26 protein-coding genes and 1 pseudogene are annotated in these 26,407 nt (G+C 68.0%); 11 read left to right on the top strand and 16 right to left on the bottom strand.

What is annotated here, in order from left to right; translation table 11 throughout:
- Positions 1 to 6 precede the first annotated feature (6 nt).
- The 8 genes from ACTU3I_RS04545 to ACTU3I_RS04510 all read right to left on the bottom strand — a co-directional run bounded on the left by ACTU3I_RS04545 (position 7) and on the right by ACTU3I_RS04510 (position 8,127).
- On the bottom strand, positions 7 to 753 hold the full coding sequence (locus ACTU3I_RS04545) for an SDR family NAD(P)-dependent oxidoreductase (RefSeq protein WP_442924445.1): 747 nt from the start codon (positions 751 to 753) through the stop codon (positions 7 to 9).
- Positions 750 to 1,199 (bottom strand): MaoC family dehydratase, encoded by a 450-nt coding sequence (locus ACTU3I_RS04540; protein WP_442924444.1) that lies wholly within the window; start codon positions 1,197 to 1,199, stop codon positions 750 to 752. Before ACTU3I_RS04540 ends, ACTU3I_RS04545 begins: the two co-directional genes overlap by 4 nt.
- 16 nt (positions 1,200 to 1,215) lie before the next feature.
- Positions 1,216 to 2,091, bottom strand: a complete 876-nt coding sequence (locus tag ACTU3I_RS04535; protein ID WP_442924443.1) for an HpcH/HpaI aldolase/citrate lyase family protein — start codon at positions 2,089 to 2,091, stop codon at positions 1,216 to 1,218.
- A gap of 1 nt (position 2,092) precedes the next feature.
- Complete coding sequence (locus ACTU3I_RS04530) at positions 2,093 to 3,835, bottom strand: acetyl/propionyl/methylcrotonyl-CoA carboxylase subunit alpha (RefSeq protein ID WP_442924442.1); 1,743 nt, start codon at positions 3,833 to 3,835, stop codon at positions 2,093 to 2,095.
- A gap of 28 nt (positions 3,836 to 3,863) precedes the next feature.
- The gene (locus ACTU3I_RS04525) at positions 3,864 to 5,405 is read right to left on the bottom strand and encodes a class I adenylate-forming enzyme family protein (RefSeq protein ID WP_442924441.1); all 1,542 of its coding nucleotides are present in this window, start codon (positions 5,403 to 5,405) and stop codon (positions 3,864 to 3,866) included.
- Positions 5,406 to 5,499: 94 nt separating this feature from the next.
- Entirely contained in the window at positions 5,500 to 6,132 is a 633-nt protein-coding gene (locus ACTU3I_RS04520) for a TetR/AcrR family transcriptional regulator (RefSeq protein ID WP_442924439.1), read from the bottom strand.
- An 85-nt stretch (positions 6,133 to 6,217) separates the two neighbouring features.
- Entirely contained in the window at positions 6,218 to 7,300 is a 1,083-nt protein-coding gene (locus ACTU3I_RS04515) for an NADH:flavin oxidoreductase/NADH oxidase (protein ID WP_442924438.1), read from the bottom strand.
- A gap of 50 nt (positions 7,301 to 7,350) precedes the next feature.
- Positions 7,351 to 8,127, bottom strand: coding sequence for an IclR family transcriptional regulator (locus ACTU3I_RS04510; RefSeq protein WP_442924437.1), 777 nt, complete (start codon positions 8,125 to 8,127; stop codon positions 7,351 to 7,353).
- Between the two features lie 127 nt (positions 8,128 to 8,254).
- Between ACTU3I_RS04510 and ACTU3I_RS04505 the strand changes: the two genes are divergently transcribed.
- Both ACTU3I_RS04505 and ACTU3I_RS04500 read left to right on the top strand, forming a co-directional pair.
- Complete coding sequence (locus ACTU3I_RS04505; protein ID WP_442924436.1) at positions 8,255 to 9,094, top strand: fumarylacetoacetate hydrolase family protein; 840 nt, start codon at positions 8,255 to 8,257, stop codon at positions 9,092 to 9,094.
- A gap of 25 nt (positions 9,095 to 9,119) precedes the next feature.
- Positions 9,120 to 9,560 carry a cupin domain-containing protein gene (locus ACTU3I_RS04500; protein WP_442924435.1) on the top strand — a complete coding sequence of 147 codons (441 nt, stop codon included), beginning with the start codon at positions 9,120 to 9,122 and terminating at the stop codon, positions 9,558 to 9,560.
- Positions 9,561 to 9,620: 60 nt separating this feature from the next.
- On the opposite strand, the gene ACTU3I_RS04495 is transcribed toward ACTU3I_RS04500, so the two are convergent.
- Genes ACTU3I_RS04495 through ACTU3I_RS04485 form a run of 3 tightly spaced genes read right to left on the bottom strand, consistent with a single transcriptional unit; the run spans position 9,621 to position 14,298 of the window.
- Entirely contained in the window at positions 9,621 to 10,667 is a 1,047-nt protein-coding gene (locus ACTU3I_RS04495; protein WP_442924434.1) for an ABC transporter permease, read from the bottom strand.
- A complete protein-coding gene (locus ACTU3I_RS04490; RefSeq protein WP_442924433.1) occupies positions 10,664 to 13,138 on the bottom strand; it encodes an ATP-binding cassette domain-containing protein in 2,475 nt (824 codons plus the stop codon). Before ACTU3I_RS04490 ends, ACTU3I_RS04495 begins: the two co-directional genes overlap by 4 nt.
- A 53-nt stretch (positions 13,139 to 13,191) precedes the next feature.
- Positions 13,192 to 14,298 (bottom strand): substrate-binding domain-containing protein, encoded by a 1,107-nt coding sequence (locus tag ACTU3I_RS04485; RefSeq protein ID WP_442924432.1) that lies wholly within the window; start codon positions 14,296 to 14,298, stop codon positions 13,192 to 13,194.
- Positions 14,299 to 14,480: 182 nt separating this feature from the next.
- On the opposite strand from ACTU3I_RS04485, the gene ACTU3I_RS04480 reads away from it, so the two are divergent.
- Positions 14,481 to 15,287: an alpha/beta fold hydrolase gene (locus ACTU3I_RS04480; protein WP_442924431.1), complete on the top strand. Its 807-nt coding sequence runs from the start codon at positions 14,481 to 14,483 to the stop codon at positions 15,285 to 15,287.
- Positions 15,288 to 15,366: 79 nt separating this feature from the next.
- Here ACTU3I_RS04480 and ACTU3I_RS04475 read toward each other — a convergent pair whose 3' ends face one another.
- The 3 genes from ACTU3I_RS04475 to ACTU3I_RS04465 form a co-directional block, all read right to left on the bottom strand.
- Entirely contained in the window at positions 15,367 to 16,848 is a 1,482-nt protein-coding gene (locus ACTU3I_RS04475; RefSeq protein WP_442924430.1) for an aldehyde dehydrogenase family protein, read from the bottom strand.
- A 23-nt stretch (positions 16,849 to 16,871) separates the two neighbouring features.
- Complete coding sequence (locus ACTU3I_RS04470; RefSeq protein WP_442924429.1) at positions 16,872 to 17,927, bottom strand: zinc-binding dehydrogenase; 1,056 nt, start codon at positions 17,925 to 17,927, stop codon at positions 16,872 to 16,874.
- Positions 17,928 to 18,008: 81 nt separating this feature from the next.
- Complete coding sequence (locus tag ACTU3I_RS04465) at positions 18,009 to 19,115, bottom strand: substrate-binding domain-containing protein (RefSeq protein WP_442924428.1); 1,107 nt, start codon at positions 19,113 to 19,115, stop codon at positions 18,009 to 18,011.
- Positions 19,116 to 19,315: 200 nt separating this feature from the next.
- Here ACTU3I_RS04465 and ACTU3I_RS04460 point away from each other — a divergent pair, with 200 nt between their 5' ends.
- Positions 19,316 to 20,449: a class II histone deacetylase gene (locus ACTU3I_RS04460; RefSeq protein ID WP_442924427.1), complete on the top strand. Its 1,134-nt coding sequence runs from the start codon at positions 19,316 to 19,318 to the stop codon at positions 20,447 to 20,449.
- Positions 20,450 to 20,472: 23 nt separating this feature from the next.
- Positions 20,473 to 20,814: a DUF6616 family protein gene (locus ACTU3I_RS04455; protein ID WP_442924426.1), complete on the top strand. Its 342-nt coding sequence runs from the start codon at positions 20,473 to 20,475 to the stop codon at positions 20,812 to 20,814.
- Positions 20,815 to 20,882: 68 nt separating this feature from the next.
- Here the strand turns inward: ACTU3I_RS04455 and ACTU3I_RS04450 are convergent, their stop codons facing one another.
- Together ACTU3I_RS04450 and ACTU3I_RS04445 are read right to left on the bottom strand one after the other, a co-directional pair.
- Entirely contained in the window at positions 20,883 to 21,509 is a 627-nt protein-coding gene (locus ACTU3I_RS04450) for a diguanylate cyclase (RefSeq protein WP_442924425.1), read from the bottom strand.
- 361 nt (positions 21,510 to 21,870) lie between these two features.
- Positions 21,871 to 22,497, bottom strand: coding sequence for a TetR/AcrR family transcriptional regulator C-terminal domain-containing protein (locus tag ACTU3I_RS04445; protein ID WP_442924424.1), 627 nt, complete (start codon positions 22,495 to 22,497; stop codon positions 21,871 to 21,873).
- Between the two features lie 76 nt (positions 22,498 to 22,573).
- On the opposite strand from ACTU3I_RS04445, the gene ACTU3I_RS04440 reads away from it, so the two are divergent.
- From ACTU3I_RS04440 to ACTU3I_RS04415, 6 genes and pseudogenes are all read left to right on the top strand, one after another.
- Positions 22,574 to 23,203: a biotin transporter BioY gene (locus ACTU3I_RS04440; protein ID WP_442924423.1), complete on the top strand. Its 630-nt coding sequence runs from the start codon at positions 22,574 to 22,576 to the stop codon at positions 23,201 to 23,203.
- Positions 23,200 to 23,895 (top strand): energy-coupling factor ABC transporter ATP-binding protein, encoded by a 696-nt coding sequence (locus ACTU3I_RS04435; RefSeq protein WP_442924422.1) that lies wholly within the window; start codon positions 23,200 to 23,202, stop codon positions 23,893 to 23,895. The genes ACTU3I_RS04440 and ACTU3I_RS04435 overlap by 4 nt, the downstream gene beginning before the upstream one ends.
- Positions 23,892 to 24,488 (top strand): CbiQ family ECF transporter T component, encoded by a 597-nt coding sequence (locus tag ACTU3I_RS04430; protein ID WP_442924421.1) that lies wholly within the window; start codon positions 23,892 to 23,894, stop codon positions 24,486 to 24,488. Before ACTU3I_RS04435 ends, ACTU3I_RS04430 begins: the two co-directional genes overlap by 4 nt.
- The gene (locus tag ACTU3I_RS04425; RefSeq protein ID WP_442924420.1) at positions 24,485 to 24,796 is read left to right on the top strand and encodes a CHY zinc finger protein; all 312 of its coding nucleotides are present in this window, start codon (positions 24,485 to 24,487) and stop codon (positions 24,794 to 24,796) included. Before ACTU3I_RS04430 ends, ACTU3I_RS04425 begins: the two co-directional genes overlap by 4 nt.
- A 489-nt stretch (positions 24,797 to 25,285) precedes the next feature.
- Positions 25,286 to 25,606, top strand: a pseudogene (locus ACTU3I_RS04420) (sigma factor); the annotation flags it as partial.
- A 145-nt stretch (positions 25,607 to 25,751) separates the two neighbouring features.
- On the top strand, positions 25,752 to 26,396 hold the full coding sequence (locus ACTU3I_RS04415; protein ID WP_442924419.1) for a sigma factor-like helix-turn-helix DNA-binding protein: 645 nt from the start codon (positions 25,752 to 25,754) through the stop codon (positions 26,394 to 26,396).
- The last annotated feature ends 11 nt before the right edge of the window (positions 26,397 to 26,407 follow it).

Here is a 26,407-nt window from a genome sequence, read left to right as displayed (position 1 = left end):
ACGGGGTCACTCCAGGAGTCGGAAGTACCGGGTCGCGCCACCGTCGACGAGGATTTCGGCGCCGTTGATGCTCCGCGCATCATCCGAGAGCAGGAAGGCGACCAGCGCGCCGATCTCTTCCGGCTCGACCATCCTTCCGGTCGGAACCGTCGCCGCGACCCGCTCGCGCACGACGTCGGTGACCATGGGCGTATCGGTGATGCCGGGGCAGATCGCGTTGGCAGTGACTCCCGACCCCCACAGATCCACCACGAGCGACCGGGTGAGGTTGGACAGCCCCGCCTTGGACGCCGCATAGGCGGGATACGGGTACCCCGTCACCGCGGCGATGGAGGAGACGTTGACGATGCGACCCCAGCCGCGTTCCACCATGCTGGGGGCGAACTCGCGGATGATGCGGAACGGCCCGACGAGGTTCACGTCGATCGTCCGGGCGAACGACTCGTCGTCGTGGTCGCCGAGGCTCTTGCGATCGAGGATCCCCACGGCGTTCACAAGCGCCGAGATCGGGCCCGCGTCGCGCTCGGCGCTCTCTCGCAGCCCGCGCACCGCGTCCGGGTTGGTCACATCGGCGGCGTAGGCGTACGCGGTGCCACCCGAGTCCCTGATCGAAACGGCTGCGCGCTCTGCGGCGTCGAGCCTTTGATCCACGCAGACGATCGTGTAACCGGCCGCGACCAGGCGCGCATGAATACCCCGGGCCATCCCGCCGCCGGCACCCGTGATGAGGACAGTCCGGCCGGACGCACTCACTCGGGGCGGCGCATCATGAGCGCCGTACGGCGGACCGTGCAGACGTTCTCGTCGCGCTGGTTGAAGGCGCGGTGCTCGATTCCGACGATCCCGGTCGTGGGGCGGGACGAGGACTCACGCTTGTCGAGCGTCTCGGTCTCGACGCGGAGGGTGTCGCCGATGAAGACCGGCTTGGGGAACAGGATCTCGCGGAAGCCGAGGTTCCCGAGCGTCGTACCGAGCGTCGTCTCCTGCACGGGGATACCCGTGGCCACCCCGAGGGTGAAGATGCTGTTAACGATCCGCTGCCCGTAGATGCTCTCGGCGGCGAACTCGGAGTCGAGGTGGAGGGGCTGCACGTTCATCGTCAGTGTCGTGAAGAGGAGATTGTCGGCCTCCGTCACCGTGCGCGTCACGGCGTGACGGATGACGACACCGATCTCGAAGTCTTCGTAGTACATGCTCATGGTCGGATGCTCCTTGTCAGGGGTGGTCGAGACCGGCCGCGGCCAGCTGGGCGCGTGCGTTCTCGGCGTGCGCCAGGTCGATGTGCTCGCCCTCGAAGTCCACGGCGCCGGAACCGGCCGCCGAGCCCTGCTCGAAGGCGGCGATGAGTCGGCGATAGTAGTCGGCGCGCTCGTCGCTCAGCCCATACACGTCGTTGACGACGGCGGCGTGCGAGGGGTGGATGAGCACCTGCCCGGTGTACCCGATGCCCGCGTTCTCGCTCGCGAACGCGCGAAGCCCGCCGAGGTCGTGCACGTCCTGCCACAGACCCACGACGATGACGTCGAGGTCGGCTGCGCGCGCGGCCAGGAGGAGGCGGCTGCGCAGGTAGAGGGTCTCGCTCCCTTCCGCTGTCCACCGGAACCCGACGCTGCGCGCGATGTCAGCGCCCTTGGCTGCGGCGGCCATGATGCCGCGCACACGTGGAGCGTGGGCGATGGCGGCGGCGTTCTCGATCGAGCGGGCCGTCTCGAACGAGGCGAGCACGTTCGTCGTGCCGCGCTCGACCCCGGCGAGCTGCTCCGCGGCGGTGATCGCCCCGTCGAACCGTGTCACGTCGACGGCGTCATCGAGCATGGGAAGCAGGAATGCCGCCAGGGAGGGCAGAGTCGTCGCGGCCAGGTCGCGGGCGAAGTGGTCGGTGGCGTATCCGTTCACCCGCACGACGATGGCAGTGTCCCCGCCGCCGGTCAGCAGCGCCTCGCGGGCGTTGTCGCGCGCGAGCTCCTTGTCGGGCTCGGGGACGGAATCCTCCAGGTCGATGATGACCGCGTCGGCGCCGGATGCCAGAGCCTTGGGAATCCAGTCCTTCTTGTGCCCGGGGACGAACAGGAGGGAGCGAAGCGGTCGCATGTCAGCTCCCCTCCGCCTCGAACTGCGCCAGCACGGTGCCGGCGGGAACGGAGTCCCCGGCTGCCGCCGTGACCTCGGCCACCGTCCCGGCCACCGGGGCGGCGATGGGGTTCTCCATCTTCATCGCCTCCAGGACGAACAGCACTTGCCCGGCCTCGACGCTCTCCCCCGGCTGCACGGCGACCTTGACGATGGTTCCCTGCATCGGGGCCACCAGCCGCCCGTCGAAGGCCGCCTTCTTGCTCCGCCGGCCGCCGCCGGAACGGCTGGCGCCGGTCGCGGTCGCCGCGGCGACGGCCACGCCGCCGGCGACGGCTGCGACGGCCCCCTCGGGGAACACCGGGATGCGGTAGTACCGGCCACCGACGAAGACCTCGGAGCGGTCCATCGGCGGCTCCTCGTCGGGGATGGTGACCTCCGTCTCGAGCCACGTCGTGTGTGCGCGAAGGGAACGGAAGTCATCGGTGTCGATGAGATAGCGGATGGCGTGGGCCGTGGTGGAGATCCCCTCGACCTTGAGGGCGCCGAGCGCGCGGTGGAGCCGATCGATGGCGGCGTCACGGTCGGATCCCCACGCGATGAGCTTTCCGACGAGGCTGTCGTAGTTCGCCTGTACGGTATCGCCGCTGACGTATCCGCCGTCCCAGCGCAGGTCCGCCTGCTCGGGCACTTCGAGGAGGTCGATCGGGCCAGGGGCCGGACGGAACACACCGCCCTCCACGGCCTCGGCGTTGATGCGCGCCTCGATGGCCGCGCCCCGCAGCGGGACGGGCGAGGGGAGCTCGAGGGCGAGCCCGGCCGCCACGCGCAACTGCTGCTCGATGATGTCCACGCCGGTCACCATCTCCGTGACCGGATGCTCCACCTGCACACGGGTGTTCATCTCGAGGAAGTAGAACTTGTCGCCGTCGAGGAGGAACTCCACGGTGCCCGCCCCGGTGTAGGAGACGTGTTGCGCGAGGCGGGTGGCCGCATCCGCCATGGCCGCCCGCGTGCGGTCGGAGATCCCCGGTGCCGGGGCCTCCTCGATGAGCTTCTGATGACGACGCTGCACGGAGCAGTCGCGGTCTCCGAGGGTGGCGATCGTGCCGAACGAGTCGCCGATCACCTGCAGCTCGACGTGACGCGCCTGGGCGAGGTAGCGCTCGACGTAGACCGATCCGTTCCCGAACGCGGCGGTGGCCTCACGGACCGCGGCGTCGAAGGCCGCCTCCACCTCGTCGCTGGAGTACACCTGGCGCATCCCGCGCCCACCGCCGCCGAAGGCCGCCTTGATGAGGAGGGGGTAACCGTGCTCCTCGCCGAACGCCAGGACAGTCTTGGCGTCGGGCACGGCGTCGGGCGTTCCCGGCGCGAGGGGCACCTCCGCGGCGATCGCGACGTTCCGCGCGGCGACCTTCTCCCCCATCGTCGTGATCGCCTCGGGGGAGGGTCCGACGAAGACGAGCCCGGCATCGACCACGGCCTGCGCGAACCCGGCGTTCTCGGCGAGGAACCCGTAGCCCGGGTGCACCGCCTCGGCGCCTGACTGCACCGCCGCGGCGACGATCGCCTCCACGTTCAGGTAGTTGCTGCTGGCCGGCCCGCCGCCGAGGTTCACCGACTCGTCGGCCTCGCGCACATGCAGCGCGTCGGCATCGGCGGCCGAGTACACCGCCACGGAGGTGATGCCGAGCCGGCGGGCGGTGCGGATGATGCGGACCGCGATCTCGCCGCGGTTGGCGATGAGGATCTTGGAGAACATGGAGGCGCCTCGTTTCCGTGCGGCCGGGTCAGTCCCAGCCGACCTTCTTGCGTAGTTCAGATTTGACGAGCTTTCCTGCGCCGGAGCGGGGCATCTCCTCGGCGGGGAGGAACGCCCACCGCTTGGGGACCTTGTAGCCGGCGATATGCCCCCGCAGGAAGTTCGACAGGTCGGCCTCGGTGGCGGTGGCTCCGTTGCGGAACGACACCACCGCGCGCACTTCCTCGCCCCACGTCGAGTCGGGGACACCGACGACGGCCGCCTCGAGCACGGCGGGGTGGAGGTACAAGACCTGCTCGATCTCGGCGCAGTACACGTTCTCGCCGCCGCTCTTGATCATCTCCTTGAGCCGGTCGCGGAAGAAGTAGTAGCCGCGCTCGTCCTTGGTGGCGAGGTCGCCGGTGCGCAGCCATCCGTCGAGGATGACGTCGGCGGTGGCCTCGGGACGGCGGAAGTACTCGGTCATGAGGCTGGGACCGCGCACCACGATCTCCCCCAGCTCGCCCACCTCGGCGAGCCGGCCGGGGTCGTCGACCTTGCGCAGCTGCGTCTCGGCGAGGGTGTACTCCTGGCCGATCGAGCCGTCGACGGAGGGGTCGAGGATGTCCTCGTGAAGGAGCCGGGTGACCTGGGGCCCCGCCTCCGACAGGCCGTAGCGGAAGTACAGGCGAGCATCCGGGAGGGCTTCGAAGTACCGCTCCTTGTCAGGCATCCGCAGGAGTCCCGCCCCGGTGTGCATCGCGCGGAAGGACGCGCGCACACCGGGATCGGAGAGCGCGCCGGCCTCGAGCAGACGTCGGAGCATGTTGGGGATGACGAAGGTGTTGGTGATCCGCTCACGCCCCACCCACTCGACGAAGGACGCCTCGTCGAAGCGGTCCAGCAGCACCGTCGTCTTGCCCGCGACGAAGTGGGTCACGAGCCAGGAGAGGAGCCCCGCTGAGTGGAACATCGGCGTCGACACGAGGCCGCGCTCGTCCGGGAGGTCGCCCAGACGGCAGTCGATGCGCTCGTTGAGCGCGTTGGCGAGGGCGGCCTGATGGGACAGGAGCACCGCCTTGGGCGTCCCCGTGCTGCCACCGGTGTAGATGAGGCACAGCCCGTCGGTGGGCGAGACGGTCGATTCGATGACCGCCGAGCCCCGGCGCACGGATTCCACCGCGTCCTCGACGATGATGCGAGGAGGCTCCCCCGCGTCCGGGTGCGTGGCCAGGTGGGCGACGGCGGCCTCGGCGAGCGTGCGGAAGCGCTCCTCCACGATGAGGATCCGGCAGTCGCTCTCGAGGAGGCCGGCTGCGAGCTCGGGCGCCGACCAGCGCCAGTTCATCGCGGCGTAGATGCCGCCGGAGACTGCCACGGCGAGGAACACCTCGGCGTTGAACACGGTGTTGCCGGCCAGGACGCCCACGGTGGAGCCGTCCTCGACCCCTAGCTCCCGCAGGCCGCGGGCGAGCCGCGCCGCGCGAGGCGCCACCTCGCCGAACGTGATGCGACCGTCGATGCCGACGAAGGCCTCGCGGCCGGCGTGACGGCTCGCGTTGAGCCTGACCCAGTCTCCGAGTGTGCGCATGATCTCCAGAGCCTCATTGCTACGAGCGTACGCTCGTTAGTCTGAGGGTAACGCGAGATCGGAGCGGCCACAAGTTCGGCCTGGCGGCCGGTCGTCAGCCCTCGACGGGGAGGAGTTCGTCAACGCGACGGTCGGCTTCGGGGATCCCGAGGCTGCGCAGCACGATCTTGGCGTACGTGTTGACGATCGTGCCGAGATCCAGGCCGCCGCCCTCGCGATACCAGCCCGCGACGTGCGTCCCGATGGCGACGACGCTGAACGCGTGCAGTCGCACATTGAGGGGCTCCTCGCTGCTGTCCATCCGCGCCGCCTCGATGAGGCGCTCGATGAGCTCGCGGTACGCCTTGCGTTTCTCGGTGATGGTCGCGCGCGCATCCGGTGGCAGGGAACGCAGCTCGGAGTTGCCGATGAACACCTCCTGCGCACGTTCAGCGTGGAAGCGCACGTGCACTGCCATGAATGCGATGAGCCGCTCGACGGGGTCGACGGGCGCCTCGAGGGCGTCGTCGACGAGATCCGCCAGATCGTCCATCGTGCCGCCCATGACGGTGAGCAGCAGGTCCTCTTTACTGTCGATGTGATTGTAAAGGCTGCCGACCTTGATGCCGACGGCGCTGGCGATCTCGCGGAGGCTCGTGGCCTCGTAACCGTGCTGGGCGAACAGGCTTGCTGCCTCCCGGCGAATCGACTCGGCTGTTTCGCGACCTGCCAGGGTGGTACCGACCATCACATCTCACTCGCTTCCCTGCGTCCCTAAACGCGCCTATGACACCGTACCGAACCGGTGCGGCGCGGGGGAGGTGCGCACCGTGTCACGGAATGCTTCCCGGGAACTTGGCCATGCGGTACTGCGACGGCCATTCCAGCTCGCCGCCGAGCTCCATGGCCGCGCGCAGGGGGAAGGTGGGCTCGCGCAGGAACTGCCGGGCGAAGTACACCGCGTCGGCGCCGCCATCAACGAGCACCGACTCCGCCTGATGCGACGACGTGATGAGACCCGCCACCCCGATCGGGACGGGCGCACCGCCGCGCACATGCCGCGCGAGCGGCACCTGATAGCCGGGTCCGACGGGGATCTCCTGCCGGTCATCGTTGCCGCCGGACGAGATGCTGACGAGATCGACCCCGCGCGCCGACAGCGCGGCCACGATCTCGGCCGTCGCGTGCACGGTGACTCCCCCGTCCACCCACTCGGTGGCGGACAGGCGCACCACGACCGGCATATCCTCGGGGATCACGGCGCGCACCGCATCGACGACCTCGATGAGCAGCCGACGGCGCCCCTCTTCGCTCCCGCCGTACTCGTCGTCGCGCACATTCGACAGCGGCGAGAGGAACTGGTTGAGGAGGTATCCGTGCGCCGCGTGGATCTCGATCAGATCGAAGCCCGCCGCCACAGCGCGCTCCGCAGCCGCGGCGAAGTCGGAGATCACCTGACGGATGCCGTCGCTGCTGAGTTCCTGCGGCGCGGGGAGCTTCCCGTAGGGCACAGGGGACGGCCCGACCGTCACCCATCCGCCGTCGGCCGGATCGACGTAGCCGCGCCCGGGCGGGACCGTGGACGCCTTGCGGCCCGCGTGGGCGAGCTGCACTCCGATGGCGACGCCCTGGGAGTGGACGAAATCGACGACGCGCGCCCACGCCTCCGCCTGCTCGGCATTCCAGATGCCGGCGTCCACCGCCGTGATGCGTCCTTCCGGGCTCACGGCGGTCGCCTCGGTCATCACCAGTCCCGCTCGTCCGATGGCGAAGGAGCCGAGGTGCACCATATGCCAGTCCGTCGGCATCCCGTCCACTGAGGAGTACTGGCACATGGGCGCGACCCAGAGCCGATTAGGAAGTTCCAGACGTCGCAGCGCGATCGGCTCGAACAGACGGGGGCGGGATGTGCCCACGGAGACCTCCACTGCCTCGTTGCAAACGAGCGAACGCCCGTTCTTTAACCCTAGCGCTGGCGGAGGCTCCACGGGGAGATTCGACCTGTGAGCGCGTGGTGGCGCACCACATCTCGCGCGATCCGCTCGAGCTCGTCCATTCGCGCCGCCGCTCCACGCCGGACGGGCACGGAGACCACCATGGCCATGCGCGTACGCCAGCTCTGCCCGTCCAGGGGGACCGCGACCGAGTTCACCCCGGGCTCGGACTCCTGCTCGGCGCGCGCGACGCCGCGGCGACGCACCTCGCGCAGCGCATCCAGCAGCTCCACTCGCGTGCCCACGGTGAACCGGGAACGCCTCGGGAGCGGGTCCGTCGGAAAAAGGGCCGCGACGGTGCGGTCGGGAAGGGTGGCCAGCAGGAGCTTGCCGGCGGCCATGGCATGCGCCGGGGCGGTCATCCCCACCCGCAGGCCGATGTCGGGGCGGTGACAGGAGGGTCGGCCGTCCAGCACGAGCACGTGATCTCCGATCAGCAGCGCCGCATGCACGGATTCCTCGGTGCGGACGTGGAGATCCTGCAGCACAGGGCGGATGCGGTGGCGACTGCTGCTCTGGATAGGCAGGCGCTCGCGCAAGACCACGGCCGGGCCGGGAAAGTAGCCCCTCCCCCCCTCCCCCCGGATCACATGGCCGGAGCGCTCCAGCTCCGCCAGGATCCGGTGCGCGGCCGAGCGTCCGATGTTGGCATACTCGGCCGCCGCGCGCACCGTCACACGGTCGGTCCCACTCAGAAGCTCGAGGACCTTCATCGCCGCGGCGATCCGTCCCTCGGGCGCGTGCTCCATGGACACGAGAATAACGGTCGTTCGCTCGTTTGTCATCGCTGGTGGGACAAACGAGCCCCGGCCGTAGAGCAGCAGCGGGCGGCGCGAAGAGCATGGCACTACCACCCGCCGACCACTTGGAGCCCCGATGAGATTCGCTTCGTTCACCGCCGACGGCCGAGCCGGATGGGGCGCGATCATCGACGATCAGGTCCTCGACCTGACCGACGCCACGCCGCACCCGTCCCTCCGGACCGCCATCGCCGCGTCCATCGCGGGTGAGACCGTCGCCGGTGCGGGGGGCATAGCACGCCCCCTGTCCTCCGTGACGCTGCTGCCGCCGATCCCGGATGCGTCGAAGATCCTGTGCGTCGGCCTCAACTACGCCGACCACATCGCCGAGATGGACCGAGCCACCCCCGAGAAGCCGACGGTCTTCACCCGTTTCAACGACACCCTCGTCGGCGACGGCGAGGCCCTCATCGCCCCGCGAAACAGCACGACCTTCGACTTCGAGGGCGAGTTCGCGGTGGTCATCGGGCGCGGCGGGCGTCACATTTCCGAGGACGACGCGCACGCTCACGTCTTCGGCTATACGCTGATGAACGACGGCTCTCTCCGCGACTATCAGCGGCACACCACGCAGTTCACTCCCGGGAAGAATTTTCCGCGAAGCGGTGGGCTGGGCCCGTGGGTCGTCACCGCGGACGAATTCGGCGCGGTGGCCGATCAGGTCATCACCACGCGGCTGAACGATGTCGTCGTGCAGTCATCCACCCTCGACCAGCTGGTCTTCGGCGTGCCGGCCCTGATCTCCTACATCTCAGAGTGGACCGAGCTCGTCCCCGGCGACATCATCGCCACGGGGACGCCGGGAGGCGTGGGAGACGGACGAACGCCGCCGCTGTACCTCTTCCCGGGAGACGTCGTCACCGTCGAGGTCGCTGGCCTGGGCATCCTGACCAATCCGGTCGCAGAAGAGCTGTGACGGACACGAGAAGAAAGGAAGAACGATGACGCAGGAGCAGCAGCGAACGCTGAAGCGACTCTCCGTGCAGCGGGGGGCGGAGTTGCCCACCGCACCGGGCCAGACCAAGAACGCCCGTCGCATCTCCGGAGTGAGCAAGGAGAACACCGAGGTCACCGACCTCTGGTTCGGGAAGGTCTACACCGGACCGGCCGAGGCATCCGACCCCCACCACCACGGCGAAGCCGAGACCGGTGGATACGTCCTCAAGGGGGACGCTTACATCCGCTTCGGCGAGCGCTACGAAGAGATCCTTTACATGACGGAGGGCGACTTCGTCTACGTTCCGCCCTTCGTGCCGCACATCGAGGGCAACCTCAGCCACACCGAAGAGCTGATCTGGATGACCACACGCAACCCCGACAACATCGTGGTGAACCTGGACGACCAGGACGTGGCGGACATCGACATCGCCTACGTCGACTGACCCCAGGGCGAACGGAAGGGGCCGGGGCGAATCGCCCCGGCCCCTTCCGTTCGCAGGTCGTTACGTACGGGTCGCCTCGAGGGAGGAGGACTCCCCCTTCTCGTGGCCGGCTGGTTGCACGGGCTCGGGCGAGCCACGACGCGAGCGGCGCGTGAACTGCGTGGCCCCCTGCAGCAGAGCCGCCACCGCGATCGCGCCGGCCTGGATGAGCATCTGGGTGGACGAGGGCGCCCCGAGGGTCAGGACGGTCTGGACGAGCTGGCTGAGGAAGACCGCCGCGATCGCCGACCCGAGGATCGTGCCCTTCCCTCCCCGCAGGGCCGTTCCACCCACGATCACCGTGGCGATCGCGGTCAGGAGGTAAGGCGCGCCCACGGTGTTCCCAGGGTTGCGGAGGTAACCGGCGAGGAGCACGCCGGCGACGGCGTAGCTCAGGCCGGCGAAGACGTACGCCAGGAGGAGGTGACGAGTGACGTTCACCGTGGAAACACGCGCCGCGGCCGGGTTCGCCCCCGCGGCCACGAACCGGCGACCAGGTGCCGTCCTCGCCATCAGCACCGCCATCACGATCACGACGACGACCGCGATCCACACCAGGGCCGGCAGGCCGAGGATACGTGTGGTGGCCAGGCGCACCTGTTCGGGCGCGACGGTGACGGTGGAGCCCCCCGTGATGAGCGCGACCACACCCACTAAGAGGGCGTTGACGGCGAGGGTCGCCACCAGCGGCGTGATCGACAAGCGCGAGACGAGAAGCCCGTTGAGAGCGCCGACCAGTCCGCAGAAGACGAGCACGATGACGATCGCGAGGAACGGCGGGATCCCCACGCGGGAGTCCAGGATGGGAACACCGATGGCCGCGACGCTGATCATCCCGCCGACGGACAGGTCGATACCTCGCTGTTGTACGACGAGTGTCTGACCCGCCGCAGCGATGGCCAGGACCGCCGCATACGGAACCATCGTCTGCAGTGATAGCGCGCTGACAGTCTGCGGCACGAGGAATGCGCAGACGACGAAGAGCGCGACCGTGGCGATGAGCACCGGCCCGAACGCCGGCATCCGGAACCGCGAGCGGTTGGGCACCGGGATGGATACGGTCGTCATGAACGTGCTCCAATCGAGACGAGGTGGCGGCTGCGGGAATAGCCCGCCACCGCCACGATGGTCAGGCCGCCCACGAGGAACGACTGCCATGCCGTGTTGAGGCCGAGGAACGTGGTCACGGAGTTGGCGATCTGCAGGAGGAGCGCGCCGAGGAGGGCGCCGACGAACGTTCCGCGTCCGCCGGCCAGCGCGGCTCCGCCGATGACGGCGGCGGCGATGCTGGCGAGGGTGTAGCTGGTGCCGCCGGCAGGGTCTCCTGAGCCGAGCTGGGCCATGAGGGGCAACGAGCCGATGGCGGCCATCAAACTGGCTGCGACGTAGGCGAGAAGGCGGACGGTGGCTGGCTTGATGGCGTTCAGGCGTGCGGTGCCGTCATCCGATCCGGTGCCCCGAAGGACGACCCCGACTCGAGTGCGCATGAGCACCCAGGTGAGCACGACAGCGGCGACCACGACGAGCAGGAACGCGATCGGCAGAGGACCCACGCTCGCGGAGATCGCACTGGTGACGCGCCGGCTGATCGCACCGCCGGGGGTCGGGCGGAGCATGAGGGAGATCGCTTGCAGCGCGGTGAACGTCACCAGCGTGGCGATCATCGGATGCACCTTCACCAGGTCGATGAGAGCCCAGTTGACCAGGCCCACAGCCAACGGGATCACGATCCACAGCACCCACCCGAGCAGCTGGGAACTTGAACTGGTGCCATCCACCAGGAAGAAGGACTGGACGACCACGAGGAGTCCCATGAGGGGCCCGATCGACAGATCGATTCCGCCGACGAGCATCACGATGGTCTGCGCCATCGCCGCGATCGCGAGGGTCGTCGCGAGGGTGAGGATGCTCGCGACGCTCGGGCCGCCGAGGAAGAACGGGTTGGACAGCTGCGTGATCAACGACAGCGCGACGATCGCCACGCCGACGATGACCGGGGGTGCCACATCGCCGGAGAACCATCGCAGCGCCGGGTGCGAACCCGTGCGCGCTTTCTCCCGGGTCTCGGTCGAGCTGAGCGCGGCCGAGGTGATGCTGTCCTCGCTCACCTCGTCGCCGGAGAGCTGGGCGACCACCTTGCCGCGCGAGAAGACGAGCACACGGTCGGCGATACCGGCGAGCTCGCGCGCGTCGGTGGAGTGCAGGACGACCGACATGCCCGTTCGCTCTGCGCGCTCGCGGATGATGCCGTAGATCTCGCTTCGTGCTCCGACGTCCACGCCCTGCGTCGGCTCGTCCAGAAGGAGCAAGTCGGGGTTCGCCCCGAGCGCTCCCGCCAGGACAGCTTTCTGCTGGTTGCCTCCGGATAGGGAGTCGATGGGATTCTCCAGCGAGCTGGTGCGCACGTTGAACTGCGACGACAGTCCCGCGGTCGTGCGCGACTCGCTACGGCTGGAGAGGAAGCCGCCGCGAACGAACTGCGAGAGGTTTCGCACAGCGATGTTCTCGCGGACGCTGAGCCCCGAGAAGATCCCTTCTCGGTGGCGGTCCGAGGCGATGTAGGCGATCTTGTCCCGACCGGTCTGCGACGTGGACTGCGTGGACACGCGTCGCCCACCCAATTCGACGGTCCCACTGCTGGGGAGAAGCCCCGCCAGTGCTCGCAGCGTCTCACGCTGCCCGTTGCCGTCGATGCCGGCGAAGCCGATGATCTCGCCGGGCGCGACGTCGAAGGTGACGTTGCGGAAGCGGCCGCCGCTCAGCTCGCTCACGCGTAGGCGAGGCTCGGTCTCGGCGCGTGTTCCACGCTTGGGCGGGAAGGTCTCATCGAGCTCGCGGCCCACGATGAGGTTGATGACGTCGCGTTCTTCGAGGTCGGCGGCATCGTACGTTCCGACGGCCGCGCCGTTGCGCAGGACCGTGAGGCGATCGGCGATCTGCTTGACCTCGGCGATGCGATGCGAGATGTACACCACCGCGACGCCGGTGCCGGTGAGGCGACGGATCTGCTCGAAGAGGCGGTCGACGTCCTCACCGGCCAGGTGCTCAGTCGGCTCGTCGAGGATGAGCACGCGCGGACGGGATGCGATGGCTCGCGTGATCTCGACGATGAAGCGATGCTCGGGCGCGAGCTCGTCCACACGCGTGGTGGGGTCCAGGCGCAGGTCCGCACTCCACTGAGCGAGCATCTCGGCTGCGGCGCGATTCATCGTCAGGGGAGAGGGGCGAACACCCTCGGGAATGCCGAGGTATATGTTCTCGGCGATCGTGAGGTCCGGCAGGAGCGCAGGCTCCTGCCGGACGATCGCGACTCCCGCGCTGCGTGACGCCTTCGGATTCCCCGCCGGCATCGGCTCACCGTCCAGCTGGACGGTGCCCGAATCGGGGACGACGGCGCCGGAGATCACGCCCATGAGCGTGGACTTGCCGGCTCCGTTCTCTCCCACGACCCCGTGCACCTGCCCGGCATCGAGCATCATGCTCACATCGCTCAGCGCTCGCACCCCGGGGTACGTCTTGGTGATGTTCTCGATGGTCATCGCCCGAGTGATCGCGCGGTGCGCCGAAACCGGCGGGGAAAACTCAGTTGTCATCAGCCCAGCAGTTCCTTCAACTCGTCGACCGACAGGGTGGACGACAGGTCGGCGTCCGCCGGAAGGTCGGGCTCGCACAGCGGGTTCTTGCCGTCGGCGGTGTCGATGAAGACGGGAAGTTGCACGATGGACGGCTCCGGGTCTTCAGTCCCCTGGCTGGCGGCGAGCGCCTTGCGCAAGGCGATACGGCCCAGCTGGGTCGTTCCGTCGAACGAGAACATCGGGAAGTTCTCCTCTTCCCACTGGCAGCCGTTCACGTTGCCCGAGGCAAGACCCAGGATTGCGGGAAGCTCGACTCCGGCTTCCTTGTAGGCGTCGATCACGCCGGTGTCGGTGAGGATGTAGTCGCTGACGAAGGCATCGATACGACCGTGCTGCGCGAGCAGACCGGCGACGACGCGCTTCTTCTGACCGGCGTCCCAGTTCGTGTCGATGACGTTCGGCTGCACCAGCGTGAGTTCGGGGTACTTCGCGAGAGCCTCCTGGAAGCCAGCGAAGATCGACTGAGACGATGCGGCGCCCGGCGTTCCGCCGAGGAACGCGACGGTTCCTTCGCCCACGTTCTCGTGCAACCACTCGGCCCACTGCTCGCCCATGTAGTCGTAGTCCTGCAGAACGCGGTCGGGGTAGTCGGTAGGGACCTGCCCGCCAGGGTCGGACACGAGCGGCACCGTGCCGATACCGGCCTGGTTGGCCGCCGCGATGGACGGGATCTGCGCGGCGCCGAACTCGGGCTGGACGACGATGGCGCCCACCCCCTGCGCAACGAGGCTGTTGAGGTCGGACACCGCCTTCTGCTGGTCGCCCTGCGCGTCGGTGAAGATCACCTCGCTGATGGTGTCGCATAGTGCCGCTTCCGCCTCGATCTCCGCCAGGGTGATGCGAGTCCAGGTGTTGTTGCTGCCCTTCGCGTAGGCGACCTTTGTGTCCTCATCGGGGCAGAACTCGGCGATGTCGCCATCACCGTATTCGGCGGTCCCCTCCTGCTCCGCCGCCTGGCCGCTCCCTTGCGACGTTGTCGCCGAGGTGTCGGCACATCCTGCAAGGACCAATACCGCGCTCGCTGCGGCGGCGAGAAGTGCGAGTGTTCGGGTCTGTGATCGCACGTAGAACTCCTTTGTCCGGGCCGCGCTCATTGCGCAGTTCTTTCTTCATCGTTTTAGCGTACAAGCGCTCGTTTGTCGAGATCTGGGCGCCGCCGTCACGCACTTGTAACATCGCACGCATCCCCGCGCCCAAGTGGACCTGGGTAAACTGACAAACGATCGTTCCCCGAGAGGAACTGCCCATGACCGATCTCGCGGTATCTGACTCGACCATCGACACGGGCGAGGCAACGATCCACGTGGAGCAGGCCGGCTCAGGCCTGCCCGCGATTGTCTTCCTCCATTACTGGGGTGGTTCCGCACGGACGTGGCACCTGGTGATCAGCCGTCTCCACCACAGCGCGCGGTGCGTCGCACTCGACCAGCGCGGGTGGGGACGGTCCCGAACAGACGAGGGCACCTACGCCACGGCCGACTTCGCGGACGACGCACAGGCCGTCATTGCGGCACTCAAGCTTGAGGAATACGTCATCGTCGGACACAGCATGGGCGGAAAAGTCGCCCAGCTGATCGCCAGCCGCCGACCGGACGGACTGCGCGGACTCGTCCTCGTCGCCCCCGCACCGGCGCGCCCCCTGCCCGTCTCCGAGGACTTCCGCGAGCAGCTGCGCGGCGCCTACGCGACCCGCGAGTCCGTGATCGCCGGCATGGATGGTGTCATCCACCAGCAGCTGAGCGACGCCATCCGCGAACAGGTGGTCGAGGACAGTCTGGGGGGCTCACCCGGGGCAAAGCAGGCTTGGCCGGACTACACCATCGTCGAGGACGTGTCCGAAAACCTGGAAAACATTGATGTTCCGGTGCTGGTGCTCAGCGGGCAGCAGGATGAAGTGGAGCCGGCGGAGACCCTGCGCTCCCAGATCGTGGCGAACATCGCGACCGCGACGCTGGAGATCGTGCCGGACTCGGGCCACTTCATACCGCTGGAGCGTCCCGACTTCCTCAGCGACCGCATCGCCGCCTTCTGCGAGGCCGTCAGGACCAGCTGAGACCACGTGCCACCCGCACCCGCGGTGGACCGCGCAAAGAAGGGGCCGGAGGACGTTTCTCCGGCCCCTTCGCGTGGCCTCAGACGGCGCCGAGAACGGACTTCACACTGACGAACCCGTGAATGCCCCACTCGCCGTGCTCGTATCCCACGCCCGACTTCTTCTGACCGCCGAAGGGGACTGCGGCGTAGTCGGCGAACTCGTGGTTGATGTATACGTGACCGGCACGCAGGCGCGCGGCGATGCGGCGCGCACGGGCGAGGTCTTCGCTCTGCACGACGGCGGCGAGTCCGTACTCGCTGTCATTGGCGATGGACACCGCCTCGTCCTCCGTGGCGTAGGGGATGATCGTGAGAACGGGACCGAAGATCTCCGTCTGCGCGATCGTCATGGCGTTGTTCGCATCGGAGAACACCGTCGGCTTGACGTAGTAACCGCGGTCGAAACCCTCAGGCTTTCCGATACCGCCGGTCACGACTGTCGCGCCCTCATCGATGCCGGACTGGATCAGCCGCTGGATGTGCGCGAACTGCGTGTGGTTGACCACCGGTCCCAGCGTCGTCGACTCGTCCTGGGGCGCCCCGATCACGTAGCCGTCGGCGACACGTCCGGCGATCGCGGCGGCCTCGGCCAGCCGATCGGCGGGAACAAGCATCCGCGTCGCCACACTGCATGACTGCCCTGCGTTGGAGAAGCACGCATGCACGCCGCGGGCGACGGCCGTCTCGAGGTCGGCGTCGTCGAGGATCACGTTCGGCGACTTTCCGCCAAGCTCGAGATGCACCACCTTCACCGACTCCGCGGCCGCCTTGGATATCTGGATGCCCGCGCGCGTCGATCCGGTGAATGACACCACGTCGATATCGGGGTGGGTCACGAGGGCGGTGCCGGCGACCGGACCCTCGCCGTTGACGAGGTTAAAGACGCCGGCAGGGATCCCCACCTCGTCGACGATCTCGGCGAACAGGATCGCGTTCAGCGGCGCCACCTCGCTGGGCTTAAGCACCATCGTGCAACCGGCCGCGAACGCGGAGGCGAACTTTGTGAAGATCTGGTTCATCGGCCAGTTCCACGGGGTGATGAGTCCTGCAACGCCCGCCGCTTCCCGTCGGATCAGCGAGGTGCCGCGCTGCTCCTCGAACGGGAAGTCGCTCATCGCGTCGATCGTGTGGCGCAGATGCGCGGCGCCGAGACCGAATTGCCCGGTGCTGCTGAGGCCGATCGGCGCGCCGATCTCGGTCGTGAGGACGCGCGCGAAGTCGCCGCCGCGCCGCTCGTACGCCGCGAGCAGCTCCTCGAGCCACGAGATCCGCTGTTCGACGGTGGTGGTGCTGAACTCCGCGAAAGCGCGGCGCGCGGCCTGAACCGCGTCGTTCACATCCTCGGGCGTGCCGAGACCGATCTCGGCGACGATCTCCTCGGTGGCTGGGTTGAGGACGTACGCCGACCCGCGACCCTTCGGTTCCACCCACGCGCCGTCGATGTAGAACTTTGTGGCATGATCGCGCAGGTTGGGGCTGATGGCGTCCGTCGCCGATGCAATATGGGATGTGATGGTCATGAGTTTTCTCGCTTTCTTGGGTCCTACGTCCAGTCGTTGAGCACGCTAATGCCGGGCGAGGAGAAGCTGCCCATCCCCTGCAGGACGGTGCGGGCTTCTTCCAGCCCGACGGTGCGGTTGACCATGAGTTCGGGATCGAGCACGCCGGTTTCCACCATCCGCATCATGTCGGGGAAGCGCGAGATCGGCATGTTCGCGGTTCCGATGACCTGGAGCTCGGTGAGGACGATCTGATCGATCGGCAGGGAGATGCGACCCTGCTCGGCCTGTGAGGTGAGGCCGGCCTGAAGGAGGCGTCCCCGCTTGCGCAGGCTGGCGATGGCCGCGAGGCAGGTTGCCTCGACGCCGAGCGCGTCCACGGCGACGTGGGCGCCGCCGCCGGTGAGTTCGCGGATCTGCTCGGCGGCGTCGCCGTCGCGGGAATTGATGGTGGCGTATGCGCCGCTCTCCCTCGCAAGCTCCAGGGCGCTCTCGCTAATGTCCACCGCGATCACCGGCGCGCCGATGCGCGAGGCGATATGGATGGCCGACAGACCGAGCCCCCCGCTGCCGTGCACGGCGACCCACTCGCCCGGTCGCACGACGGCCTGGTCCACGACGCCATGCCACGCCGTCATGAAGCGGCATCCGAGGCCCGCCGCGGCTTCAAAACTTACCCCGGCGGGCAGCACAACGAGGTTGCGGTCGGCGTCGGGGATGTGCACGAGCTTGCCGTATCCGCCCCAGTAGTTCGTCCCGGCGAAAGCGACATCGTCGCAGACGTTGCTGTACCCGCTGCGGCAATAGTCGCAGACGCCGTCGCCGTGCGCGTGGGGCACGATCACCCGATCACCGGGGCGGAAGCGCGTGACGGCGTCGCCGACGCCCTCGATCACGCCGGAGAACTCATGCCCCATGACGTGCGGAAGGGGCAGAGTCAGTCCCACCCACGACCAGTCCCCCTGCCACAGGTGCCAGTCGCTACGGCAGATGCCGTTTGCCTCGACGCGGATGATCGCGCCGCTTGAAGTGAGTTCGGGCTCGTTGACGTCGAGTATCTCGAGGTCCCGGCCGAACTCCGTGAGCACGAGGGCTTTCATGGTCCTGCTTTCTCCGAGGGCGATCGCAGGGCCCGACGGGAGGGCGCTCTCCTGTCGGACCCGGCGATGCTGGCGGGGTTGTCAGCCGAGCAGTTCCTTCAACTGATCGACAGTGAGCGCCGACGACAGGTCGGCGTCGGCGGGCAGGTCCGGCTCGCAGACCGGGTTCTTACCGGCCTCGGTGTCGATGAACACCGGGATGCGCGCCACGGACGGCTCGTCGCTCTCCTTGCCCTGCGAGGCGGCGAGAGCCTTGCGCAGCGCGATGCGACCGAGGCCGGTGGTGCCGTCGAGCGTCAAGAAGGGGAAGTTCTCCTCCACCCACTGGCAGCCATTGATGTTTCCCGAGGCGTTGCCGACCAGGGCGGGGAGCTCGACGCCGGCTTCCTTGTAGGCGTCGATCACACCGGTGTCGGTGAGGGTGTAGTCACTGACGATGGCGTCGATGCGGCCGTGCTGGGCTAGGAGCCCCGCCACTACACGCTTCTTCTGTCCCGCATCCCAGTTCGTGTCGATGGGGGTGTCGCTGATGAGCTCGAGGTCGGGGTACTTCTCCAGACCCTTCTTCAGCCCGTCCATGAAGGAGATGGACGAGGCTGCGCCGGGGATGCCGCCGAGGAACGCGACCTTGCCCTTGCCGACGACCTTGTTCAGCCAGTCGGCCTGCACCTGGCCGACGTAGTCGTAATCGTTGAAGACGAAGTCGGGGTAGTCGCCGGGCACATCGCCGCCGGGGTCGGAGACAAGGGGGACGGTGCCGACGCCGGCGGCGTTGGCCGCGGCGATCGACGGGATCTGCGCGGCGCCGAACTCCGGTTGCACGACGATCGCCCCGACGCCCTGGGCGACAAGGCTGTTGATGTCGGAGACGGCCTTCTGTTGATCGTTCTGCGCGTCGGCGAAGATGACCTCGGTGATGGTGTCGCACTTGGCGGCCTCATCCTCGATCTCGGCCAGCGTGATGCGCGTCCAGGTGTTGTTGCTTCCCTTGGCGTAGGCAACCTTGGTCGGCTCCTCCGGGCAGAACTCCGTGATGTCGCCCGTACCGAACTCCTCCGTTCCCTCGCGGGAGACGGTGTCGTCGGAGGCGTCCGGAGAGACTGCCGTCGTGTCAGCACATCCGCTCAGTAGCAGGGTCACCGCCGCCGCGAACGCGGCGACGGCCATCAATCGTCGTGGTGATTGCATTTCGGGTGAACTCCCTCGTTCCGGGACGTGACTTCGGGGCACGTCTGCTGTTCACCCCATGCTTAGCAAACGAGCGTTAGTTTGTCTACGCCTTCATTCCCATCATGAAAGGTAAGCAATCAGATATGCGCCTAGACAAGCGAGCGTTCGTACGTCAAGATAGCCAAGCGTCCGCATCTGGAGGCCGCGCAGCTGTCGACATGCGGAGGATGACGATGTCCCCACGGCGAACCGGATTTGCGTGGCACGAGCTGTTCGCGTGGTACGACCTCGGGACGGGCGCCGCGTGGATGCACCCGAGCCTCGTCATAGAGCCCATGACCCATGTGGACTCACCTGAGACGCGGCGACGCATCAGGAGCCTTCTCGAGGTGTCGAATCTCCTCGATCAGCTCACCGCCTTGAAGCCACGACCGGCGACCGACGAGGAGCTGCTCCGCTACCACGAGCCCGAGTACCTCGATCGGCTCGCCGAGATGAGCCGATCCGGAGGCGGGGAGGCAGGCGAACTCAGCTCGTTCGGAGCCGGCGGCTACGAGATCGCCCGGCTCGCCACCGGCGGATGCCTCGTCGCCGTCGACGCCGTCCTGCGTGGAGAGACGGACAACGCCTACGCCTTGGTCCGCCCCAACGGGCACCATGTCGAGCCGTCGCGCGGGCGCGGGCACGGCATCCTTGCCAACATCGCTTGCGCCGCGCTCCACGCGCGCGCGGTCCACGGAGTCCGCCGCATCGCGGTCATCGACTGGGACGTGCATCACGGCAACGGCACCGAGGACGCGTTCTACGACGACCCCGATGTGCTCACGATCTCACTGCACCAGGACAACGCGTACCCGCCCGGGCGCGGTCGTATCGAGGACGCCGGTATCGGGGAGGGCCTTGGGGCGAACATCAATGTCCCGCTGCCACCCGGATCGAGCGGCGGAGCGTACCTGTACGCCTTTGAGCAGCTGGTCGTGCCCGCGGTCACGCGGCATCGTCCGGAGCTGATCCTCGTAGCATCCGGAGTCGATGGCAGCCAGCTCGATCCGAATGGCCGCATGATGCTCACCAGCGCGTCGTTCCGGGCGATGACGGAGCTCACTATGCAGCTGGCCGCCGACTCCGCGCAGGGCCGCCTCGTGATGTGCCACGAGGGCGGCTACTCCGCCCCCTATGCCCCGTTCTGCGGACTGGCGATGCTGGAGGCTCTCTCGGGCATCGCGTCCGACATCGAGGATCCCTTTCTCGATGCCCTTCTCGCCGGCGATCCGGGCCTGCTCCCGCACCAGATGGAGGTTGTGGACCGGATCCGTAGCACCCACCCCGCGTTCTCCTCCTCCTCCCGCTGATTCAACGCCCGAAAGGACACCCTGTGTACATCTTGATCGAACTGTGGAACGGCAACGACGCCTGGCGCGCGCTCTCCGAGCAAGAGCGCGGCGACTACATGGCCGTCGTGCCCGCGGGAAACGCCGCACTGCTGGAGAAGGGCATCCGCCTCGCACACTGGGGCGTTAACGACTCCGATGTCGATCGCCGCGCTGACTACCAGTACTTCGCGATCTGGGAGTGCCCGAACCGTGAAGCGGCGCGGGAGTTCGAGAACGCCGTGGTCGGCGCCAGTTGGTACGACTACTTCGACCAGGTGAACCTGGGCGGGGAGTCTGGCGACCCCATCGAGCTGAGCCTCCTCGAGGCGCAGCGGGGGGACTGACACCACCCACGTGCAAGAACGGGTCGAGCGCGCTCTTGCGCCCGACCCGTTCTTCGTTTCTAGCGCGGCTACTCGTCGAAGGGCGCGTTGTCGAGCAGGACCATCGGATCGGGGATGGATACCGGCCCCGACAGCGACTCGATCATGCTGCAGATGTGGAAGAAGTGCTGGTACGGCTGCTTCGCCGCCACCTCGCTCTCCAAGATCTTGTAGAACGCCCGCTTGAAGTCGCGCCGCGGGTACTGCCGCACGACTGCAGAGACGTCGATAGCATCCAGAGTCATGCCCGCAACCCCGACGACGTCGTAGAGGATGCCCAGCTGCAGGCATCGGCTGGTGTCGCTCCGGTAGAGGTTGAAGTCGAAGTTGTGCATCGCGATGTTGTCCCACACCTCCTGCGCTCGGGGGGCCGGCACCCCCCGCTCGACCAGAAAGCTGCGCGCGGCACATGCTCCCTCGATCTCGAAGCGATGAGTGCCCTTCGCTTGGTCGGTGAGACCGAGGTCGTGAAGAACAGACGACAGGAACATGAGTTCCCTATCGACCACCGTGCCCTGCGCGTGCGCGACCATCTGTCCGAAGAAGTAACAACGCATGACGTGGTTGTACAGGACCTCGTCCGAGACGGATCGGACGAGGTCCTCTGCCTCCCGTGCGAGCTTGCTGTCGGGAATGGTCAGTTCGGCGATCGTCATTGGTCCCCCGATGGTATCCGTCTGTGTGGAAGTCACAATAGCGAGCGTTTGTTCGTTTGCGCTAGACCCCAACAGGACCGAGTTTGTGCGGACCCGGCCTGCTGTGCGTTGCATCGGATGCTCCGTCGTCTCCGGAGGCGACGACCCCGTACGCCCCGACCCCGCGGCGATCGACCTGAGTGCCAACGACGTCTCGAGGTGCTCACGACCGACGAGCGGAACCCGCCCAGACCGTTCCATCCCCTCACCCACGAACTGAGCCGGTACGTGGGCATTCGGCGAGACGGCGCGCTGCTCGCGGTGGCCGGCTAGCGGCTGCATCCGCAGGGCTGGACCGAGATCAGCGCCGTCGTTCTGAGAGCTACGTCGTCGAGGCGCCATCGACGCCGGCCGCATCCGCGTCGCGGCGCGCGAGGAACCCCGACACGAGCAGGTCGACGCCGAAGGCGAAGTCGGTGGCTGCCGATTTCCGCGCGAGCGTCACATCCGCCGGCGAGGCAGCGACCTCCGGCGCGGTGGCGCCTACGCTGTCGGCGAAGGCCCGCTGCTGCTCGTGCCATACCGAGCCCAGGACGAAGTGCATGAGAGCGGATGCTCCGGCCCGGGAGGTGGTCCTGGGAAACCCGCCGGCCGCGACCGCTTCTTCAAGCGTGGTCACCGCGCCCGCTCCCCCCTGCCCCAACGCCAGCGAGCTTGCGACCACCTCGGCCGCGTCGCGGTAGGTGAGGAGCGCGTCGCGCAGCGCGTGCATGTGCGCCGTGACCGCCTCCGGCCACGCGAGACCTTCCGCCACTGGTGCGACGCGGTCCAGGATGCGGTCGGCGACCGCTCCGAGAAGCGTCTGCTTGTCGGCGACGTGCCAGTACAAGGCGCTCGGCTGGATCTCGAGGGACAGCGCCAGGCGTCGCATGGTGAGGTCGGGAAGACCCACCTTGTCCAGGAGCGCAACGGCCGCAGTCACGATGTCGTTGCGTGAGTAGCGCGTCATCTCCCGATCATAGTACGGTGAACGCTGTTCAAGTGAACGGTGTTCAAGAGCGAACGCCGACGGGGGAAGGACATCCATGGACACTCGGATCGGATCCGACATCGGCGCCGTCGCACGCGTCGCGGTCTTCGCCGCTCTCATCGCCGGGCTCGGTCTCGTCCCCCCGATCGGCGGTATCGTGCCGATCACCGCGCAGACCCTCGGCGTCATGCTCGCCGGAGCGGTGCTCGGGCCGTGGGCCGGCGCCGCGGCGGTCGTGGTGCTCGAAGTGCTCGTCGCGCTGGGCCTTCCGCTCCTGGCCGGCGGTCACGGCGGGGCCGCCGCCTTCGTAGGCCCGACAGCCGGCTACCTCGTGGGCTGGATCCCGGGAGCGCTGGTGATCGGCCTCATCGCTCACGCCGGCGGTGGCCGCCCGCTCTGGTGGCGCACCGCGTTGGGAAGCATCGTCGGCGGAATCGTCGTCATCTATGCGATCGGGATCCCCGTCGTAAGTCTCGTCACCGGTCTCCCGCTGGGCGGCTCGGCCCTGTCGAGCCTGGTGTTCATCCCCGGCGACCTCATCAAGGTGGTCCTCACCACGGTCGTCACGATGGCGCTGTGGCGTGCCTATCCGCGAGCGTTCCCCGCGCGCACGCATGAACGCCGCGCGGCACGGTCCGACGGCACCACCGGCGCGCCCGCCCGCGAGGAGATCCCCGCCGAGTGAACAGCGACGACGCGGTCATCCGGCTCGAGGCCGCCGGCGTCGCCTTCGACGGGCGACGGGCGCTCGAGGCCGTCACCGTCGCGCTCGACCAGCGCCGGATCGGCGTCATCGGATCGAACGGCTCGGGCAAGTCGACCTTCGCACGTCTGCTGAACGGGCTGGTCGCCGCCGACAGCGGCACGGTGCGCGTGCACGGCCTCGACCCCGTGCGCCAGGGCAAGGAGCTCCGGCGCAGGGTCGGATTCGTCTTCAGCAATCCCGACGTCCAGATCGTCATGCCGACCGTCGGCGAGGACGTCGCGTTCACGCTTCGCGGGCAGGGACTCACCCGCGAGGAGATCGCCGCCCGAGTAACGGAGGCCCTCGATCAGCTGGGGCTCGCGTCGTTGCGCGAGGTATCAGCCTTCACGCTGTCCGGGGGGCAGAAGCAGCTCCTCGCCCTGGCAGCGGTGCTGGTGTCGCGACCCTCGCTCGTGATCGCGGACGAGCCCACTGCACTCCTGGATGCGGTGAACAGCCGGATCATCTCCGGGCACCTCCTCGATGACCCCGCCCACCAAGTCGTCCTCGTGACGCACGATCTGCGGCTGGCCGCGCGCTGCGACGTGGTCCTCCGCTTCAGCGGAGGACGACTCGTCGAAGCGGGGGAACCGGATGCGGTCATCGACGCGTACGAGCGGGAGTATGCATGATCTCGCTCTATCGCCCTGGCACGAGCCCGCTGCACCGCCTGCCGGCAGGACCGAAAGTGCTGCTTCTGGCGACCATCGTGCTCGCCATCGGCCTGGCCGGCAAGACGTGGCCGGCCGTGGCCGTATGCCTCGTCGTCGTGGTGGCGCTGTTCGCCCTCGCAGGTCACGGCGCGCGCGTGCTGGCCCGTCAGGTGTTCGCTCTGCGGTGGGTCTTGGTGGCCACCTTCATTCCTCAGGTCATCTTCCTGCCGCTCGAGACAGCAGCCATCAACACTTGCCGCGTCCTTCTGGCGGTGCTCGCCTGCGCCCTTTTGTCGATGACGACACGAGTGCCCGATCTCCTGGCCACCACGGAGCGGGCGCTCGGCCCGCTCCGGCGGTTCGGGGTGGACCCGACGCGCATCGGCTTCGTGCTCACCCTGACGATCACCACCATCCCCACGATCGTGCAGCTCGCGCACGGCATCCGCGACGCCCAGCGTGCGCGAGGGATCACGCCGTGGCCGCACCGCTTCGTGATGCCGCTGCTGATCGCGTCGATGCGGCACGCCGACCAGCTGGGCGAGGCACTCGTGGCACGGGGGGCGACATGATCGTCCACGGGCAGACGGTGGACGATCAGACCCGCTGCGTCCACTACGCGACCGAGCTCGACGTCATCGCCATCCGCTTCGCGTGCTGCGACCGCTGGTATCCGTGCCACGCGTGCCACGCCGCATCAGAGTCGCACCCTGGCACGCCCTGGCCACGCGACGCGTTCGGCGAGCATGCAGTGCTCTGCGGGGTGTGCCGCACCCAGTTCACGATCGATGAGTACCTCGCGGTGAAGGCATGCCCCACGTGCAGCGCGGGCTTCAATCCCGGGTGCCGTCTGCACCACGATCTGTACTTCACGCGCTGATCACGGGCCGCCCGGACGCCTTCACCGGGTCACGGAGAAGGCATCGTGCTCGACCCCGCCGCTGTCGTCAGCTCATCGGCGGCGCACGCGATTCCGGTGCACGATGACCCCGGAGCGGTGTGCGTACACTCCCACCTATCCCGGCACCGCGCCGTACTGCGTCGGCACAACCTCGTCATCTCAGAGCGGCGGGGCAAGGGAGGTGTTCAGCGCGCCTCGTTCCCCCGAGGTCGCCAGCCCGTGATAGGACGCGAAGACACTCCTCCGCGCGCGATCTTTCAGGAAATCGCCATCCGCCTCGAAGAGAAAACCGCGACGAGAGCGCCGCCACTGGCGCTCTGATCCGCGCGGGCTCTACACGGCTGCGAGCGGCTGCGACTCCCCTCGCAGACTCCGGGCCGCGGCGATGTACTGGATGACGCTGACCCGCCGGTCGTGCTCTCCGACGCGCGCTGCGCTTCGCTCGGTGGCGGACGACGTGGGTCCAGAATGCTCCATGGTGCCCATGATGTCAGTCCCGGCAGGCGGCATGCATCGTCGAATGACTTGATTATGTCGATCGGCTTTGCTCACATTCGAGACGCCTCCATCGTCGAGTTCATGAGTGCGGTTCGCGAGCAGGACAACCGCACGAGAAACCGCGCCGGAAGGAGTGTCGCAATGCTATCGGACGAGGGGGGCACCGACGCCGCCGGCCCGCAGCTGCATGAAGTCATGGCGGAGCGTAGACGGCTCGTCTCGCTCGCGTATCGGATGACCGGAACCCTGACCGAGGCCGAGGACGTCGTGCAGGAGACGTACGTCCGCTGGTACCGGATGTCAGAGTCGCAACGCGCTGCCATCGTCAACCCGGCCGCCTGGCTGACCCGGGGTCGCGAGCCGCATCTCGCTCGACGTTTTGAAGTCGGCTCGGGTGCGTCGGGAGCGTCTGGCCGGACAATGGCTCCCCGAACCGGTGCCCGAGGATCTATTCGTCGGCACGGGCTCCGACAGCTCCGCGCGCGACACGGCCGATCCGCTCGACCGGGTGACGATCGACGACGCCGTCAGCACTGCGCTCCTCGTCGTTCTGGAGTCGCTGACGCCCGCGGAGCGCGTCGCGTTCGTCCTCCACGACGTCTTCGCGGTGCCCTTCGACGAGATCGGAGAACTCGTCGGACGCAGCACGGACGCCGCACGCCAGCTCGCGAGTTCGGCGCGCCGCCACGTCCGCACGCACCGCACCTCCGCGGTGTCGCGACAGGAGCACGACGACGTCGTCCGCGCCTTCCGCACGGCGACCGAAGGAGGGAACATCGCGGATCTGGTACGCACCCTCGCTCACGGCGTGACGCTGCGCGCCGACGGCGGAGGCGTGGTGCGCGTCGCCCCCAACGCCGTGGTGGGACCCGATCGAGTCGCGCGGTTCCTGCTTGGAGTCCGGAAGAAGCAGCCCCGCATGCAGCTCCAGGAGCGGCGGACGGCAGACGGACTGGGATTGGCGATGGTCCTCGACGACCACCTCTTCGGCATCGCGAGCTTCCAGGTGACCCACGAGGGCATCACCGACCTGTGGCTCGTCCTCGACCCGGGCAAACTGCAGGAATGGGACGTCTCTTGACACCTCGCCTC

Origin of the sequence: Microbacterium sp. RD1 (genome assembly GCF_052220165.1) — a bacterium.
Lineage (GTDB): Bacteria > Actinomycetota > Actinomycetes > Actinomycetales > Microbacteriaceae > Microbacterium.
The sequence above is the reverse complement of the archived record's forward strand: the minus strand, read 5'-3'. Positions and strand labels throughout refer to the sequence as shown.

Excerpts from the sequence above, each read along its gene's own strand:
- ACTU3I_RS04540 (WP_442924444.1), bottom strand. The coding sequence starts at position 1,199 with ATGAGCATGTACTACGAAGACTTCGAGATCGGTGTCGTCATCCGTCAC.
- ACTU3I_RS04535 (WP_442924443.1), bottom strand. The coding sequence starts at position 2,091 with ATGCGACCGCTTCGCTCCCTCCTGTTCGTCCCCGGGCACAAGAAGGAC.
- ACTU3I_RS04530 (WP_442924442.1), bottom strand. The coding sequence starts at position 3,835 with ATGTTCTCCAAGATCCTCATCGCCAACCGCGGCGAGATCGCGGTCCGC.
- ACTU3I_RS04525 (WP_442924441.1), bottom strand. The coding sequence starts at position 5,405 with ATGCGCACACTCGGAGACTGGGTCAGGCTCAACGCGAGCCGTCACGCC.
- ACTU3I_RS04520 (WP_442924439.1), bottom strand. The coding sequence starts at position 6,132 with ATGGTCGGTACCACCCTGGCAGGTCGCGAAACAGCCGAGTCGATTCGC.
- ACTU3I_RS04510 (WP_442924437.1), bottom strand. The coding sequence starts at position 8,127 with ATGGAGCACGCGCCCGAGGGACGGATCGCCGCGGCGATGAAGGTCCTC.
- ACTU3I_RS04505 (WP_442924436.1), top strand. The coding sequence starts at position 8,255 with ATGAGATTCGCTTCGTTCACCGCCGACGGCCGAGCCGGATGGGGCGCG.
- ACTU3I_RS04500 (WP_442924435.1), top strand. The coding sequence starts at position 9,120 with ATGACGCAGGAGCAGCAGCGAACGCTGAAGCGACTCTCCGTGCAGCGG.
- ACTU3I_RS04495 (WP_442924434.1), bottom strand. The coding sequence starts at position 10,667 with ATGACGACCGTATCCATCCCGGTGCCCAACCGCTCGCGGTTCCGGATG.
- ACTU3I_RS04490 (WP_442924433.1), bottom strand. The coding sequence starts at position 13,138 with ATGACCATCGAGAACATCACCAAGACGTACCCCGGGGTGCGAGCGCTG.
- ACTU3I_RS04480 (WP_442924431.1), top strand. The coding sequence starts at position 14,481 with ATGACCGATCTCGCGGTATCTGACTCGACCATCGACACGGGCGAGGCA.
- ACTU3I_RS04475 (WP_442924430.1), bottom strand. The coding sequence starts at position 16,848 with ATGACCATCACATCCCATATTGCATCGGCGACGGACGCCATCAGCCCC.
- ACTU3I_RS04470 (WP_442924429.1), bottom strand. The coding sequence starts at position 17,927 with ATGAAAGCCCTCGTGCTCACGGAGTTCGGCCGGGACCTCGAGATACTC.
- ACTU3I_RS04465 (WP_442924428.1), bottom strand. The coding sequence starts at position 19,115 with ATGCAATCACCACGACGATTGATGGCCGTCGCCGCGTTCGCGGCGGCG.
- ACTU3I_RS04460 (WP_442924427.1), top strand. The coding sequence starts at position 19,316 with ATGCGGAGGATGACGATGTCCCCACGGCGAACCGGATTTGCGTGGCAC.
- ACTU3I_RS04450 (WP_442924425.1), bottom strand. The coding sequence starts at position 21,509 with ATGACGATCGCCGAACTGACCATTCCCGACAGCAAGCTCGCACGGGAG.
- ACTU3I_RS04445 (WP_442924424.1), bottom strand. The coding sequence starts at position 22,497 with ATGACGCGCTACTCACGCAACGACATCGTGACTGCGGCCGTTGCGCTC.
- ACTU3I_RS04440 (WP_442924423.1), top strand. The coding sequence starts at position 22,574 with ATGGACACTCGGATCGGATCCGACATCGGCGCCGTCGCACGCGTCGCG.
- ACTU3I_RS04430 (WP_442924421.1), top strand. The coding sequence starts at position 23,892 with ATGATCTCGCTCTATCGCCCTGGCACGAGCCCGCTGCACCGCCTGCCG.
- ACTU3I_RS04425 (WP_442924420.1), top strand. The coding sequence starts at position 24,485 with ATGATCGTCCACGGGCAGACGGTGGACGATCAGACCCGCTGCGTCCAC.